General features: G+C 61.0%; 13 protein-coding genes. 11 read left to right on the top strand and 2 right to left on the bottom strand.

What is annotated here, in order from left to right:
- Positions 1-16: 16 nt before the first annotated feature.
- Positions 17-958, bottom strand: coding sequence for a LysR family transcriptional regulator (locus tag F3Y30_RS25800; RefSeq protein WP_203427108.1), 942 nt, complete (start codon positions 956-958; stop codon positions 17-19).
- Positions 959-1,121: 163 nt separating this feature from the next.
- Here F3Y30_RS25800 and F3Y30_RS25795 point away from each other — a divergent pair, with 163 nt between their 5' ends.
- The 9 genes from F3Y30_RS25795 (at position 1,122) to pcaD (ending at position 9,895) form a co-directional block, all read left to right on the top strand.
- The gene (locus F3Y30_RS25795) at positions 1,122-2,312 is read left to right on the top strand and encodes a muconate/chloromuconate family cycloisomerase (protein WP_203427107.1); all 1,191 of its coding nucleotides are present in this window, start codon (positions 1,122-1,124) and stop codon (positions 2,310-2,312) included.
- 2 nt (positions 2,313-2,314) lie between these two features.
- Entirely contained in the window at positions 2,315-2,605 is a 291-nt protein-coding gene (catC, locus tag F3Y30_RS25790; protein ID WP_203427106.1) for a muconolactone Delta-isomerase, read from the top strand.
- Between the two features lie 77 nt (positions 2,606-2,682).
- A complete protein-coding gene (gene catA, locus F3Y30_RS25785) occupies positions 2,683-3,621 on the top strand; it encodes a catechol 1,2-dioxygenase (protein ID WP_203427105.1) in 939 nt (312 codons plus the stop codon).
- Positions 3,622-3,813: 192 nt separating this feature from the next.
- Positions 3,814-5,172, top strand: coding sequence for a Rieske 2Fe-2S domain-containing protein (locus tag F3Y30_RS25780; RefSeq protein WP_203427104.1), 1,359 nt, complete (start codon positions 3,814-3,816; stop codon positions 5,170-5,172).
- Positions 5,169-5,657, top strand: coding sequence for a benzoate 1,2-dioxygenase small subunit (gene benB, locus F3Y30_RS25775; RefSeq protein WP_203427103.1), 489 nt, complete (start codon positions 5,169-5,171; stop codon positions 5,655-5,657). Before F3Y30_RS25780 ends, benB begins: the two co-directional genes overlap by 4 nt.
- A gap of 35 nt (positions 5,658-5,692) precedes the next feature.
- On the top strand, positions 5,693-6,718 hold the full coding sequence (benC, locus tag F3Y30_RS25770) for a benzoate 1,2-dioxygenase electron transfer component BenC (protein WP_203427102.1): 1,026 nt from the start codon (positions 5,693-5,695) through the stop codon (positions 6,716-6,718).
- Positions 6,715-7,503: a benzoate diol dehydrogenase BenD gene (benD, locus tag F3Y30_RS25765; RefSeq protein WP_203427101.1), complete on the top strand. Its 789-nt coding sequence runs from the start codon at positions 6,715-6,717 to the stop codon at positions 7,501-7,503. Before benC ends, benD begins: the two co-directional genes overlap by 4 nt.
- 50 nt (positions 7,504-7,553) lie before the next feature.
- Positions 7,554-8,885, top strand: coding sequence for an MFS transporter (locus F3Y30_RS25760; protein WP_203427656.1), 1,332 nt, complete (start codon positions 7,554-7,556; stop codon positions 8,883-8,885).
- A 218-nt stretch (positions 8,886-9,103) separates the two neighbouring features.
- Positions 9,104-9,895 carry a 3-oxoadipate enol-lactonase gene (pcaD, locus tag F3Y30_RS25755; RefSeq protein WP_203427100.1) on the top strand — a complete coding sequence of 264 codons (792 nt, stop codon included), beginning with the start codon at positions 9,104-9,106 and terminating at the stop codon, positions 9,893-9,895.
- 177 nt (positions 9,896-10,072) lie between these two features.
- On the opposite strand, the gene F3Y30_RS25750 is transcribed toward pcaD, so the two are convergent.
- Entirely contained in the window at positions 10,073-11,338 is a 1,266-nt protein-coding gene (locus tag F3Y30_RS25750) for an NAD(P)/FAD-dependent oxidoreductase (protein ID WP_203427099.1), read from the bottom strand.
- A 382-nt stretch (positions 11,339-11,720) separates the two neighbouring features.
- Here F3Y30_RS25750 and F3Y30_RS25745 point away from each other — a divergent pair, with 382 nt between their 5' ends.
- Positions 11,721-13,865: a TonB-dependent siderophore receptor gene (locus tag F3Y30_RS25745; RefSeq protein WP_203427098.1), complete on the top strand. Its 2,145-nt coding sequence runs from the start codon at positions 11,721-11,723 to the stop codon at positions 13,863-13,865.
- 175 nt (positions 13,866-14,040) lie between these two features.
- On the top strand, positions 14,041-15,153 hold the full coding sequence (locus F3Y30_RS25740) for a protein-glutamine glutaminase family protein (protein WP_203427097.1): 1,113 nt from the start codon (positions 14,041-14,043) through the stop codon (positions 15,151-15,153).
- Positions 15,154-15,327: the final 174 nt, after the last annotated feature.

Genomic DNA, 15,327 nt, shown 5'->3' with positions numbered 1-15,327 from the left:
TGCTCTCCAGCCGCTTTCATTCTTCAGCCGACGGGGGATGCAGCAGGTTGTGCTCCAGGTCCAGCCAGGGCGGGTTCTCCGCGTACATCTCCTCAATCAACTGCTTGATCAGTTTGATGTAGGTCGATCCGTCTCCGACCCTGTGGTTGAGGATCACTGGCGAGGTCGTGCCTTCTCCTTCGAGTAAGCGATAGTGCACGTCCGAGCGCATCTGGCGCGCTGACGCGGGAATGACGCACAAGCCGGCGTCGGCGGCGACCAGTCCCAGCGCCGTCTGGATCTCGCGGACCTCTTGTACCTCCCTCGGGCGCGCGTCGTGGCCGTGCAGCAGGCTTAGCACCTGATCGGCATAGCTCGGCCGCGGTTCCTTCGGATAGACGATGATCTTCTCACCGGCCAGACCCGTTACCGGCAAGGGGGAGGCGGTCTCGGCGAGCGGCGTGCCTTTGGGAATGGCCACGACCAGGCGCTCCTCGCGCAGAACCGCACCCGTTACGTTTGGATCGCTATGGCGCAGGCGGCCAAAACCGATGTCGATGCGACCCTCTTTCAGTGCGGAAATCTGTTGCACGGAGATCATTTCCAAAAGCTGGATATCCAGCTCCGGCGCATGCCGGCGCAGCTTTCGAACGAGCGAGGGAAGTCCACCATAAAGCGTCGATGCCACGAAGCCGATGGACAGGACACTGTTCTGGTTCAGGCCGACCCGACGTGTCGCCGCCTGCATCTGATCCACCCGACCAAGGACCTGAAGCGCTTGCTCATAGAACAGGCGACCGGCATCGGTCAGCTTTACGGGACGAGTTTTGCGGATGATGAGTGGAACGCCCAACTCCTCCTCCAGAATCTGGATCTGCCGGCTCAATGGCGGCTGCGCGATATGGAGCACCTGCGCCGCGCGGGTGAAATTGCGCTCCCGGGCCACGGCGACGAAGTAGCGAAGCTGGCGGAGATCCATATTCAGCCCCTCTCGGTGCCCGGATATTCCAATGTTTGAGGTATGTTGCAGTGCAATAAGTATCGAGAATTCGGCGTTTATTCGCATTTCCATACTATAAAGGTATCATAGCAAATGCAAATGGTGTTGGACGCCGTCGGTCCTGCAGCGCAGACTGCTCACCATGGATACGAAACCCGCACCCAACGCCCCGACCGCAACCCGCTTCCCCGTCATCGAACGGGTCGAAAGCATGCTGGTCGACCTGCCGACGATCCGCCCGCACAAGCTGTCGGTCGCCACGATGAACGGCCAGACCCTGATGCTGGTGAAGGTCTATTGCAGTGACGGGATCGTCGGGATCGGAGAGGGAACAACGATCGGCGGGCTGGCCTATGGCGGCGAAAGCCCGGAAAGCATGAAGCTTGCCGTCGATACCTATTTTGCTCCTCTGATGCTTGGCCAGGACGCGACCCGCATACCGGCACTGCTGGTCCGCATCGGCAAGATGATCAAGGAAAACCGCTTCGCCAAATGCGCAGTGGAAACGGCACTGCTCGATGCGCAGGGCAAGCGTCTCGGCCTGCCAGTCAGTGAGCTTCTGGGCGGCCGGCTGCGTGAACGCCTGCCGGTGGCCTGGACGCTTGCCTCGGGCAATACCGCCAAGGACATTGCCGAGGCGGAGAAGATGCTCGACCTGCGCCGCCACAGGATCTTCAAGCTGAAGATCGGCGCAAGGGCGGTTCGCGAGGACGTTGCCCATGTGACGGCGATCAAGGCGGCGCTTGGTGAGCGCGCGGCCGTGCGCGTCGATGTCAACATGGCGTGGAGCGAGACCGAGGCATCCTATGGGATGAAGGCGCTCGCCGAGGCCGGCTGTGAACTGGTGGAGCAACCCGTCAACTCCGCTTCGGCGCTGAAGCGCCTGATGCGGCGCTTCCCCGTCGCCTTGATGGCTGACGAGTCCCTGACGGGGCCCGAGTCCGCCTTCGAGATCGCCAAGGTCCACGGCGCCGACGTGTTCGCGATCAAGATCGAGCAGAGTGGCGGCCTCTTCAATGCCCAGCGCGTCGCGGCCATCGCCGACGCGGCCGGCATCGAACTTTACGGCGGCACGATGCTGGAGGGCGCGTTCGGCACGGTGGCCTCCGCGCAGGTGTTTTCCACCTTCGCCAATTTGCAATGGGGAACGGAGTTGTTTGGCCCGCTTCTGCTGACGGAGGAAATCCTCACCACGCCGCTGAACTACAGCGATTTCGAGCTGACGGTTCCCAATGGACCTGGCCTCGGCATCGAACTGGACGAAGACCGGGTGGCCTTCTTCATCCGGAATGGAGCGCGCAAGTCGATCAGCATTGGCAGGCAGGGAGATTGACCATGCTCTTTCACGTCAGAATGAATGTGAATGTTCCCCATGACCTGCCCGCGTCGGAAGCAGCGGACATCATCGCCAGGGAGAAGGCCTATTCGCAGGAGCTGCAGCGCAGCGGCAAGTGGCGCCACATCTGGCGTATCGCAGGCCAGTACGCGAACTACAGCGTTTTCGATGTGAGCGACAACGCGGAACTGCACGAAATCCTGTCGGGGCTGCCGCTATTCAAATTCATGGAGATCGAGGTGACGCCGCTGCTGCGCCATCCCTCGTCGATCCGTGAGGACGATAGCTAGAGCTTTTCTCATCGGTGCTGCCAGGGAGACAGGAGCCCGCGACCGGCATTCATCACAATCCAAGAGGAGGAATGAAAATGAGCGTGAAGATCTTCGACAAACCGGAGATTCAGGACTTTCTGATGGTCCTCAGTGGTCTGGACAAGCCAGGCGGCAATCCGCGCATGAAGCAGATCGTCCACCGGATTATGTCCGACCTATTCAAGGCGATCGACGACCTCGACATCACCCCGGACGAATACTGGACCGGGATTGCCTGGCTCAACGAACTCGGTGCATCCGGACAGGCTGGCCTGATTTCGCCCGGTCTCGGCCTTGACCATTTCCTCGATGAGCGCCTCGACGCCATCGATGAGGAACTCGGCATCAAGAACAACACCCCGCGCACCATCGAAGGCCCGCTCTATGTGGCCGGCGCGCCGGTCTCGGAAGGCTTCGCCCGTCTCGATGACGGCACCGACGCCAACGGCCACACCCTGATCATGTACGGCACAGTCTATGGGTCCGACGGCAAGCCGCTGCCCGGCGCCACGGTCGAAGTCTGGCATTGCGATACGCGCGGCTTCTATTCGCACTTCGACCCGACCGGGAAGCAGGCGCCGTTCAACATGCGCCGCACGATCGTCGCCGACGCGAAGGGCTGTTACAAGTTCCAGAGCATCGTGCCGCACGGATACGGCGTGCCTCCGGGCAGCCCGACCGAGCAGCTGTTGTCCGCTCTCGGCCGTCACGGCCAGCGCCCTGCGCACATCCACTTCTTCATCGGCGCTGACGGCCACCGCAAGCTGACGACGCAGATCAACATCGCCGGCGACCCGCTGGTCAACGATGACTTCGCCTATGCGACCCGCGACGGGCTCGTCCCGGCCGTCACCGAGCGGACGGACGAGACCAGCATCAGGGCCAACAATCTCAACGGCCCGTTCGCCGAGATCGAATTCGATGTTCATCTCACCGCGCTGGTGAACGGCGTGGATAACCAGATCAACGAGCTGCGCAAGCGCGCCGCCGCATAGCTGGCCAAAGCGGCGGTGAGCGCACAGTTCCTTGGACCGGCATCGATCTAAGGAGAAAATCTTGCGCCATTTCAGAGGGCTACAGCGACCTTAGCGCGTAAAGACGCATAGCGCTGTAGCGACCGCCACCCCTCCATCATCGAAATTGTTGCCCCGGCCCGCCGTCCGCGCGCCGCGGGCCGGAGAGAAACCATGTCTGCGATTATCGACAAGGCCCGAGACCTCGATCAGCTGCTTGCCACCGCCGTACAGGATGACAAGGAAGCCGGACAGTTCCGCTGCCGCCGCGACATCTTCACCAATGCCGACCTGTTCGAACTGGAGATGAAGCACATCTTCGAGAGCAACTGGGTCTATCTGGCCCATGAAAGCCAGATCCCGAACAACAACGACTATTACACGACATACATCGGCCGTCAGCCGGTGGTCATCACCCGCGACAAGACCGGCGAACTCAACGCGGTCATCAATGCCTGCGCGCACAAGGGTGCGATGCTCTGCCGGCGCAAGCACGGCAACAAGGGCAGCTTCACCTGTCCCTTCCACGGTTGGACCTTCTCCAACACCGGCAAACTGCTCAAGGTGAAGGATGAGAAGACCACCCAGTATCCGGAGCAGTTCGCCAAGAATGGCTCGCATGATCTCAAGCGCGTTGCCCGTTTTTCGAACTACCGCGGCTTCCTGTTTGGCAGCCTGAACGAGAATGTCCCGGCGCTCGAAGATTACCTGGGCGAGACGAAGATCATCATCGACCAGATCGTCGATCAGGCACCGAACGGCCTGGAGGTCCTGCGCGGCAATTCCTCCTACATCTATGACGGCAACTGGAAGATGCAGATGGAGAACGGCTGCGACGGCTACCACGTCAGCACCGTGCACTGGAACTACGCCGCCACGATGGACCGGCGCCACGAGGAGGGTACCAAGGCGGTCGACGCCAATAGCTGGAGCAAGTCCGTTGCCGGCGTCTATGGCTTTGAAAACGGTCACATTCTTCTCTGGACCCGGACCATGAACCCGGAAGTGCGTCCGGTCTACAACAACCGCGACGAGATCACGGCGCGCGTTGGTGAGGACAAGGCCGGCTTCATCATCAATCAGACTCGCAACCTCTGCCTCTACCCGAACGTGTTCCTGATGGACCAGTTCAGCACACAGATCCGCGTCACCCGCCCGATCAGCGTGGACAAGACCGAGATCAGCATCTTCTGCTTCGCGCCGAAGGGCGAGAGCGCTGAGGATCGCACGCTTCGCATCCGCCAGTACGAGGACTTCTTCAACGTTTCCGGCATGGGTACGGCTGATGACCTGGAAGAATTCCGGGCCTGCCAGGCCGGTTACGCCGGCATCGCCGCCAAGTGGAACGACATGTCGCGCGGCGCACCCCTTTGGATCGACGGTCCGGATGAAAACGCCCAGAGGATGGGCCTGAAGCCGCTGGTTTCCGGTGAACGCAGCGAAGACGAGGGACTGTTCGTCCGCCAGCACGAATACTGGGCCAGGGTGATGCGCGAAGCACTCGCCTTCGAGAGGAAGGGAGCCGTCGCATGAGCATTTCCTACGAAGCCATCTGCGCGTTTTTCTACAAGGAAGCACGCCTTCTGGACGACCGCGAATGGGACGAATGGCTGACCTGCTATGCGTCCGACGTCACCTACTGGATGCCGGCATGGGACGATGACGACCAGCTCACCGAGGATCCGCAGTCGCAGATCTCGCTCATCTACTATCCGAGCCGCGACGGGCTCGAGGATCGGGTGTTCCGCATCAAGACCGAACGTTCCGGCGCATCCATGCCGGAGCCCCGAACCAGCCACAACGTCAGCAATGTCGAAGTGCTGGAGCGGCGCGGCGAGGAAGTCGATGTCCGCTACAACTTCCACACCCTGAACCATCGCTACAAGATCACCGACCACTTCTTCGGCACCATGTTCGTCACCTTGCGCACGAGCGGCGAGAAGCTGGTGATCTCCAGCAAAAAGATCGTGTTGAAGAACGACTACATCCGCCAGGTCATCGACGTCTACCACGTCTGACGATCGCTGCCGGCAAGGACTTCGAGGAGGATCCCATGACCAGCTACAACATCGCATTGAATTTCGAGGACGGCGTTACCCGTTTCATCCAATGCAAGGATGGGGAAAAAGTCCTCGACGCGGCTTTCCGCAGCAAGATCAACCTGCCGATGGACTGTTCCGACGGCGTGTGCGGCACCTGCAAGTGCCGCGCGGAGAGCGGCAGCTACGAGCTCGGCGACGACTATATCGATGACGCGCTGACGTCCGACGAGGCGGAGAGCGGTCTCGTCCTCACCTGCCAGATGAAGCCGTCGTCGGACTGCGTCATCGCGGTTCCGACGACATCGGTCGCATGCAAAACCGGTCAGCTAAAATTCGCCGCCACGGTGGCGCGGGTAACGTCCCACAACGACGCGGCGATCGTGCTGGAACTGGAGGTGGACGCGGAGGCGCCCGCGTTCCTGCCCGGGCAATACGCCAATATCAATGTGCCGGGTAGCGGCCAGCATCGATCCTATTCCTTCAGCACCGCACCGGGCGAACAGCGGATCAGTTTTCTGATCAAGAAGATCCCCGGCGGCGTGATGAGCGGTTGGCTCGAGCGCGCCGAGGTCGACGAAACCCTCGAACTGACCGGCCCGCTCGGCAGCTTCTACCTGCGTGACGTCAACCGTCCGCTGCTGTTCCTGGCCGGCGGCACGGGTCTGGCACCATTCCTGTCCATGCTGGAAGTGCTGACCCGTGAGAATTCGCAGCAGCCGGTTCATCTCATCTATGGCGTGACCCGGAATCTTGACCTTGTGCTTGTTGACGAGATTGAAGCTTACACCGCGCGGCTTGCCAACTTCAGCTACAGCACCGTCGTGGCGGAGGAGACTTCCCAGCATCCACGCAAGGGCTGGGTGACCCAGCATATGCCGGCGGAGGCGCTCAACGGCGGTGATGTCGACGTCTATCTCTGCGGGCCGCCGCCGATGGTCGATGCCGTGCGCAGATATTTTGATGAAACCGGCGTTAAGCCCAACAGCTTCTACTACGAGAAGTTCACCCCCAACGCCGTGTTGGAGGTAGCCGCGTGAGCGCGCCGATTTTCCCAAACCGCTTCGCTGGCAAGGTTCTGGTGGTGACCGGCGCGGCGCAGGGCATCGGGCGGGTGGTGGCGCTGCGCGCTGCGGAGGAGGGGGGCAAGGTACTCTTCGTCGACCGTGCCGAGTTTGTCGCGGAGGTTGCGGCCGAGGCCAGGAATGCAGTCACAGCCGCGTTCAGCGCGAACCTCGAAACCTACGAGGGTGCGGAGGCGGCGATGCAGTTTGCCGCCGAGACCTTCGGCGGCGTCGACATCCTGATCAACAATGTCGGCGGGGCGATCCGAATGCGCCCTTATGCGGAATTCGAACCGCAACAGATAGACGCGGAAATCCGCCGCTCGCTGATGCCGACACTCTACTGCTGCCATGCCGTTCTACCGCATCTGTTGGCCCGTGGCCGCGGAACCATCGTGAACGTGTCCTCGAACGCGACGCGTGGCATTCATCGCGTACCCTATTCGGCGGCGAAAGGTGGTGTGAACGCCATTACGCAGTCGCTGGCGATGGAACTCGCGGAAAGCAACATCCGCGTGGTCGCCACGGCACCCGGCGGCACGGAGGCGCCTCCGCGCCGGATTCCGCGCAACGCCGACGGCGATACCGAAGCCGAGAGGGCCTGGATGGGGGACGTCGTCCAGCAGGTGAAGCAATCGAGCTTCATGAAGCGCTACGGTACAATCGAGGAGCAGGCCGCGCCGATCCTGTTTCTGGCCTCGGACGAGGCGTCCTACATCACCGGGAGTGTGCTGCCTGTCGCTGGAGGCGATCTAGGCTGAACCCCCGAAATCCCATGACCGACCGCGTAACGACTCGAGGAGGAGCCATGATGCGCACGATCGATGTGAATGAGGCCATAGACAACAATCCCTTCGGAAGCTTTCAGTGGACCGTGGTGGTTCTGTGTGCGCTGCTTCTGATCGTCGATGGTTACGACGTTTTCGTTGCCGGCACGGTGCTGCCGTCGTTGATCGCGGAATGGGGTCTCACCAAGCCGCAGGCCGGCACGCTGCAGGCGTGGGGGCTGTTCGGCATGATGTTCGGCGCCCTTGTTTTCGGTCCGCTGGCCGACCGGATCGGGCGAAAGAAGGGCATCGCGATCAGCTTCATGCTGTTCACGATAGCCACCCTTCTAACGGGCTTCGCAGGCTCGCCGACCGAGTTCAAGATTTTCCGTTTTGTCGCCGGCCTGGGGTGTGGCGGCCTGATGCCGAATGCCGTGGCGCTGATGAACGAGTATGCGCCGAAGCGTCTGCGCGGCACCATGGTCGCACTGATGTTCTCGGGTTACTCGGTGGGCGGAATGGTCGCCGCGGGGCTGGGTATCGGTATGATCCCGATGTATGGCTGGAAACCGATGTTCTTCATCGCCGCGATCCCGTTGCTGATGCTGCCGGTCATTCTATGGAAACTGCCGGAATCGCTGGGCTTCCTCATCCGTCAGGGTAAACAGGGGCAAGCCAAAGCAATCTACGCCAAAATCGATCCGTCCGCGTGCCTGGACATTGACGACAAGCTGGTGTTTTCCGAAACCAAGGGAGCCTCGGCATCGGTCTCGGAACTGTTCCGCCACCAGCGCGCGCTGCGCACAACGATGCTGTGGGTGTCGTTCTTCTGCTGCCTGCTGCTCGTCTATCTCTTGTCGTCCTGGCTGCCGAAAGTCCTGCAGGAAGCAGGTTACGCCGAGAAGGCCAGCCTTCTGAGCCTCTTCTCGCTCAATTTCGGAGGCATGGTCGGAGCGATTGCCGGTGGTTGGCTCGGCGACCGGTTCGGCCTGCCGAAAGTGGTGGTCGGCTTCTTCCTGGCCGCCACCGTGTCCATCGCCCTGATCGGCCTCAACCTGCCGGCAGCTATCCTGTTCCTGATGGTATTCGTTGCCGGTGCGACGACTATCGGCACGCAGATCCTGCTCTATGCCAGCGTGGCACAGCTCTACAACCTTTCCGTCCGATCGACCGGACTGGGATGGGCCTCTGGCGTGGGCCGCATCGGCGCTATCGTCGGACCGACGCTCGGCGGCGTGCTTCTGGCCAGGGAACTTCCACTTCAGCAGAATTTCCTGATCTTCGCGATCCCGGCGGCGGTTTCCACCCTGGCAATGCTGGTCTTCGCCATCAGCAACGCACGGCGCGTCAGCCCGGTTCGACTGCTCACCGCATGATGGAGTGGACCGGCGACCGGCGGAGGCAGTCCTTTCAGCGCGAACACACGTCTCATGGCCGATACAGCCAGGGCTATGTTCAGACCGAAAGCCTGCACCGGATCGCCGGTCGTGTCCGCAGTGCTGGAGAAATCCGGCACTGCGGTCGTTTCGAACGCGTGTGGGGCATAGGCACCCGCACGCGCTTGTCTGCCTTTTTTTAATGAAAGTTTCCAAGCGTGCCCTACCTTGATCTGCCCACCCACCGTCTTCACTTTCAAATCGAGGGCCGTGACGACGACGCAGGCAAGCCCTGGCTGGTGTTGTGCAATTCGCTCGGAACCGATCTGCACATGTGGGATGCGAATGCGGCGCAGCTGTCGCCGCACTATCGACTGCTGCGCTACGATCGCCGCGGCCATGGCCTTTCGACCGCGCCACCACCGCCCTATAGCCTGGCGGATCTTGGCGGGGACGTCCTCGCTTTGCTCGATGCCCTCAACATCGCGCGCGCGCATTTCTGCGGCCTGTCGGTCGGTGGCCTGACAGGTCTTTGGCTCGGTCTTCATGCCGCCGATCGCTTCGACCGGATCGTCGTTTGCGCGACGGCGGCGAAGATCGGGACCGCCGAAAGCTGGACCTCGCGGATAGAGGCGGTGCGCAGGGACGGCCTCGGAGGACTGACCGCCGCCACCGCCGAGCGCTGGTTCACGCCGGCCTTCAACGCCACGGCACCCGTCATAGTCGGGAATGTGCTTGAGGGATTTGTCGCGACATCGGTCGATGGCTATGTCGGCTGCTGTGCGGCACTGGCCGCTGCCGATGTGCGGGGGCTAGTCGAAAGGATCACCAATCCTCTCCTTGCCATATCCGGGAACGACGATCCGGTCTGCCCGCCTTCCGATCTGCTGGAGATTGCCAACCGTGTGCGGGATGGGCGGCATGTGTCGCTGCCCGGGCGGCATATCGTCAATATCGAGGCATCTTCGGCGTTCAATGAGACCCTGATCGGGTTTCTCCAAGAGCCCTGATCGCGGGCGTCGAATGGCGCCGGGTGGTGAGGAGCCGCGGCTCTTCGCGCTGCGAACCGCTCTCGACTTTGCGGCCGCGTCTTCGGCAACCGCATCCTCCTGGCAGGATAGGCGATCGAGGCGAGTTGAACGAAGCAATCGCCACCGATCGTCAGGAAGGTGATCAACGTAGCTCTGCTACACTTCTCCCTTCAGCGTCTCCTTTTGCGTGATCAGCCGTGCCGAATGAAGCCCCGTCACGGCCGTCCAGACCCAACTCATGGCGACGGCAAGGCGGCTTCGGGTGCCAATCAGGAAGTATATGTGGGCGAGGCCCCATATCCACCAGGCGAGCCAACCCTTCAACCTGATGCGGCCGAGTTCGATGACGGCAGCACTCGGGCCGATCGTCGCCAGATTGCCGAGGTGCCGATATTTGAACGCAGGCCCGCTCGCTGCCCCCGACAGCCGCTTCCGAAGGACCCCGGCGACATAGCCGCCCTGCTGCTTTGCCGCGGGAGCAATACCCGGAACGGGTTTTCCGTCCGGTCCCGTGACCTGCGCGGTGTCGCCTATCACAAAGATGTTCGGCATCCCCTTTACCGTGAGATCCGGCTCCACGATGACGCGGCCCGCGCGATCCGTCGGGCAATCCAGCCATTGCCCAGCCTTCGATGCCTGGACGCCCGCCGCCCAGATAACGGTTGCCGTCGGCACGAACTTCTCGCCGATCCGTATTCCCTCTTCGCCGCAAAAGGTTACCGGTGTCCCGGTTCGGATGGTGACGCCGATTTTCGCAAGGGCGCGCTCGGCATAGCTGGAGAGATCCGGATGGAATGCCGGCAGGACCCTCGGACCGGCCTCCACGAGCACAATCCGGCTCGTCCTGGTGTCGATTGATCGAAACTCCTTGACCAACGTGTGATGCGCAAGCTGCGCGATGATCCCCGCCAGCTCGACACCGGTAGGGCCGCCGCCAATGATGGCGAAGGTGAGCAACGCTTCGCGCGCCTGCGGGTCACTCTCCAGCTCCGCCTGTTCGAAGGCGAGCAGCAACCGCCGGCGGATAGTCGTCGCATCTTCAAGCGCCTTGAGACCGGGTGCGTACGGCTCCCATTCATCTCGGCCGAAATATGCATGGCGTGCGCCGGTTGCGAGGACGAGGGTGTCGAAGGGAATCTTGTGCCCGTCTCTGAGGACAACGTGTCGATCGTCCTTGTCTACCCCGACCACCTCTCCGAGGATCGTGGAAATGTCCGGCCGATTTCGGAAGACCGAGCGAATCGGCCAAGCGATTTCCGATGTCGCAAGGAGAGTGGTCGCGACCTGATAGAGGAGCGGCTGGAACAGGTGATGATTGCGGCGATCGATGATTGTGATTTCGACGTTCGGATGTCGAAGGCTTTTGGCCACCTGAATACCGCCGAAGCCAGCTCCGACAATCACAACCTTCTGTCTCTGCATGTCGCGTCCTCTATCTATGGCAAGGCGCATTAGTAGTCCGCCCTGCTCTGGCGGCAAGCGTCTGAACAAATCTTTGTCCGCCGAATCATCCGTGAAATCGCTTCTCCAGCAGGTTTCCTGTTTCCGCCAGCCCCCGACACGTCGCAAATCGTTGAACAACTGTTCCCGGACAATGGGCGCGGCATCAAAAAGTACTCCTTTAGCAAGCCTCTTCAGCCCTCGGCCGTCCGAAAACTCAGTCTCCGGTTGTGAAACAGGGGACAGGTCACAAACTTTTGATATTTAAGTTGACTTATTTACTCCTGTTTCAGTAACTACGCGCGGGTAGTGCGGAAACGGAGGCCGCTAACTGCTGGAAATTGATTTCGAAAAAGGAACGGATATGAGGGTTGGTCGACAAGCAGTCTTGAGCGCGCGGGCAAGACGATTGATTGCAAGCAGTGCCTTGGTGACGGTATCTCTTGGAGTGGCGGGCATCAGCTGGGCACAGGACGCGTCAACGAGCGACACAACCCAGCTCCAGGAGGTTGTGGTCGATGGCAAGTCGGATCGCGTGGTGGGACCCGACCCGACGATCGTCGCAAAGAACACCGCGACCGGCACTAAGACCGACACGCCCGTCATCGACGTTCCTGCATCGATCTCGATCATCACCCAAAAGGAACTGGAGGAGCGCCACGTAGAGAGCCTCCAGCAGGCGGTTTCCTATACGGCGGGTGTATTCGCCGACGAATTCGGCAACGATGACCGGTATGACTACATCCGTATTCGAGGCTTCGACCAGACCGCGCTTGGCACATATCGCGACGGTTCGGCTGCGCGAATCCCTGCATGGTTTACGGCCAGCCGCCTCGAGCCCTATGGCCTGCAGCGCGTCGAGGTCCTCAAGGGATCGACATCCACACTCTTCGGTCTCAACGGTCCCGGTGGTCTGGTGAATGCGATCACCAAGCGGCCTCAGGACGAAAAGCATGGCGAGGTTTACACCTCTCTCGGCAACGGCACGAAGGAGATCGGTACCGACTTCGGTGGCCCGCTCGATGCCGAGGGAGTCTGGACCTACAGGCTAACCGCACTCGGCAAGGAAGGCGACCTCGGTTGGGACAATTCCAATGATGACCGCTTCTACATTGCACCGGCGCTGACCATAAAGCCCGACGAAGGCACGTCGCTCACCATCCTGACCGACTATTACAAGCGAAACGGCACGGGTGCTCGCGGATTCCCGACCGGGGCAGACATCGACATCAACACGTTCCTCGGTGAGCCGGACTTCAATCGCTTCAACACCGAGCAAACGGATATCGGGTACCAGTTCGAGCACGAGTTCAACGACAACCTGACCTTCCGCTCGAATGGCCGATACACGCATCTCAGCCTGGACTATGCCGAAGTTTACGGTGCATCGCTTGATCCCACGTTAGATCGTACCGCATTCTCGGTTGACGGCAGGTCCAATCGCTACGTCATCGATAACCAGCTCGAATACGACACGGGTTGGAATGGCATCGACAGCAAGACGCTTGTCGGCGTGGACTATGCCAATGACAACACCCGGGAGAACATTCTCTACGGCACCGCTGGACCGATCGACATCAACAATCCGTCCTATTGCGGCCTTTCCTGCATCAATCTCGGTCCGTATGTGAACTGGCATGTCAAGCAGGAAGCCGTCGGCATCTATGCGCAGGAGCAGTTGACCTTCGACGATCGCTGGATCGTCACCCTTGGCGGACGTTGGGACCGTGTTAACACCACGGCGGACTACCTCGACACTGGTGCACGGGATGACGATACAGCATCGGCGTTTACCAAGCGCCTTGGCCTGACATACAAGGTTAACTCGAATCTTGCTGCCTACGTCAATTACTCGGAGAGCTTCCAGCCGCTGGTTACGCCGAGCGGTAACGGATATGCGGTCTCGGGCTCCTTGAAGCCCCAGCGCGGAGAGCAGTACGAGGCCGGCCTCAAGTACAGCCCGGATAGTTTCGATGGCCTGTTCACGCTTGCCTACTTCGATCTCACACAGACCAATGTTCCGAGCTACATCACTCCCCTGATCCAGCAGCAGATTGGCGAGATCGGCGTTCGAGGCATTGAGCTCGAGGGCAAGGCCGCAATCAACAGCAACCTCAACCTGACGGTTGCCTATTCATATTGGGACGCCGAAATTCTCGAGGACGGCATCGGCGGCAACGTGGGCAATCGGCCGCAGCGTGTTCCTCGCCACCTCGCGTCCGCCTGGCTCGACTATACCATTCCGGGTGAGGGACAGCGTGGAGACCTGACCATCGGCGGCGGCGTTCGGTATATCGGACAGACCTACGGCGACGATGCCAATACCGTTTCGGTTGGCGGATACACCCTGGTGGACGCAGCAGTCAGCTACAAGGTGACGGACGATGTCACGCTTGCAGTCAACGCCACCAACCTGTTCGACCGGAAGTATGTAGCGAGCAGCTACTACGGAACGGAATATTACGGCGACCGGCGCAAGGTCATCGGTACGCTCAAGTATTCCTGGTAAGTACCCGAACGCCAGCGTGGATATCGCCCAATGAAGAGCCGCGCGCACCGGATAGTGCGCGCGACGAACTCCAATCAAGAACGATCGGGGTTCTGAAAACCAATGCAAGGCATGCTGACATTGGGACAGACGCGCAGCGCTCTGGTATCGTGGCACAACTCGCGGGAGGTGTGGCATGCCAAATCCGAATGCGATTGTCTCGACCCGTATTGAATTCGATCCTCCGCTAGACCGGCCTGCTGCCGATCTGCTGCGCGGAGGGCTTTGGGTCAATCTCGATGAAGGGCGCCGCGTCCGGCTTGACCCGGGCGATGAACGATCGAACGGCTTCCTGCAGGTCCTTGACGGGCTCGCGAGGCTCAAGGCACCGGTCTATCTCGAGATCGATCCCAACACCGCGACGATCACTCGGCTGCTGATCCCGGACGTGACGCGCGTAATGAGCATGAATCCGAGCGACCAGGGCTATGAGATTATGCTCGACCGGTCTCACGGTCGCCATACATTGAGGCGTGACAACGTCGATTTCGCGACGTTCGAGTCGCTGCTGCGGGCGACGATCGATTCAGGGCGGCTGCTCGTCATCACCCAAGATGATGCGCACAACATCATCGATGTTCGCGGCTACACGCCAGGCCCCGATGACGCGCCGCTTCCGCCATGGCCCAAACCCGAACTGCCGCCCCTTATATGGCCATGGTGGAGGCGTCTGCTTGACTGGATCTGGCGCTGGCCAATCTGGCCATGGTGGTGGTTTCGCTGCGTTTCGAGTGCGACTGCCCAGCAGATTTTCAACGCCATGGGCGCGACGACCTGCCCACCTCTCACCGTGCCAGCTCCCTGCATCCCTTTTCTCTATCCCGATGACGGCTGCTGGGCTCGCGCGCACGAGATGTGCCGCCTGATCATCAACATGGGTTTCAGGCCGCGCAAGGTGTGGATACAGGGTAGCCTGCGCGCCGCAACCAGGAACAATCCCAACTGCTTCGTCGTATGGGGCTGGCATGTCGCTCCGACGCTGTGTGTGCGCCAGGGCTGGTTCTGGACGGAGCAGATGGTAATCGATCCCGCGCTGTTTTCCACGCCCGTCTCGCAGGCAACATGGAAGGGCGTTCAGGGCGATGCGGCCGCCACGCTGACGCCCAGCGACGCCTCTATCTACTATCTCTGGGGCAGCGAGACAGACCCCACCTATGTCAAGACCAACGAGCAACTCGCCAAATATCGCCTCCGACTCCTGAATCGCGCGTTCCAGCAGGGCCCGCCGCCTTACGCGTATTGCCCGTAACGGAGCCGCGGCAGCCGACGGGGACGGCTGCGAGGCAAATCATTCCCGCCAGCTATGGCAGGGTCTTGCCTGGGCGCGCCACTTCCCCGTGCCGCAGTTGTTCATGCGGTTTGTTCCAGGGGAGAGCCGACCGTTTCCTCCGGCGCAAGTCCGTTCCATCTCTGAAAGAAGAGA

The organism is Sinorhizobium sp. BG8, assembly GCF_016864555.1.
GTDB lineage: Bacteria > Pseudomonadota > Alphaproteobacteria > Rhizobiales > Rhizobiaceae > BG8.
The sequence above is the reverse complement of the archived record's forward strand: the minus strand, read 5'-3'. Positions and strand labels throughout refer to the sequence as shown.

Excerpts from the sequence above, each read along its gene's own strand:
- F3Y30_RS25800 (WP_203427108.1), bottom strand. The coding sequence starts at position 958 with ATGGATCTCCGCCAGCTTCGCTACTTCGTCGCCGTGGCCCGGGAGCGC.
- F3Y30_RS25795 (WP_203427107.1), top strand. The coding sequence starts at position 1,122 with ATGGATACGAAACCCGCACCCAACGCCCCGACCGCAACCCGCTTCCCC.
- catC (WP_203427106.1), top strand. The coding sequence starts at position 2,315 with ATGCTCTTTCACGTCAGAATGAATGTGAATGTTCCCCATGACCTGCCC.
- catA (WP_203427105.1), top strand. The coding sequence starts at position 2,683 with ATGAGCGTGAAGATCTTCGACAAACCGGAGATTCAGGACTTTCTGATG.
- F3Y30_RS25780 (WP_203427104.1), top strand. The coding sequence starts at position 3,814 with ATGTCTGCGATTATCGACAAGGCCCGAGACCTCGATCAGCTGCTTGCC.
- benB (WP_203427103.1), top strand. The coding sequence starts at position 5,169 with ATGAGCATTTCCTACGAAGCCATCTGCGCGTTTTTCTACAAGGAAGCA.
- benC (WP_203427102.1), top strand. The coding sequence starts at position 5,693 with ATGACCAGCTACAACATCGCATTGAATTTCGAGGACGGCGTTACCCGT.
- F3Y30_RS25760 (WP_203427656.1), top strand. The coding sequence starts at position 7,554 with ATGCGCACGATCGATGTGAATGAGGCCATAGACAACAATCCCTTCGGA.
- F3Y30_RS25750 (WP_203427099.1), bottom strand. The coding sequence starts at position 11,338 with ATGCAGAGACAGAAGGTTGTGATTGTCGGAGCTGGCTTCGGCGGTATT.
- F3Y30_RS25745 (WP_203427098.1), top strand. The coding sequence starts at position 11,721 with ATGAGGGTTGGTCGACAAGCAGTCTTGAGCGCGCGGGCAAGACGATTG.
- F3Y30_RS25740 (WP_203427097.1), top strand. The coding sequence starts at position 14,041 with ATGCCAAATCCGAATGCGATTGTCTCGACCCGTATTGAATTCGATCCT.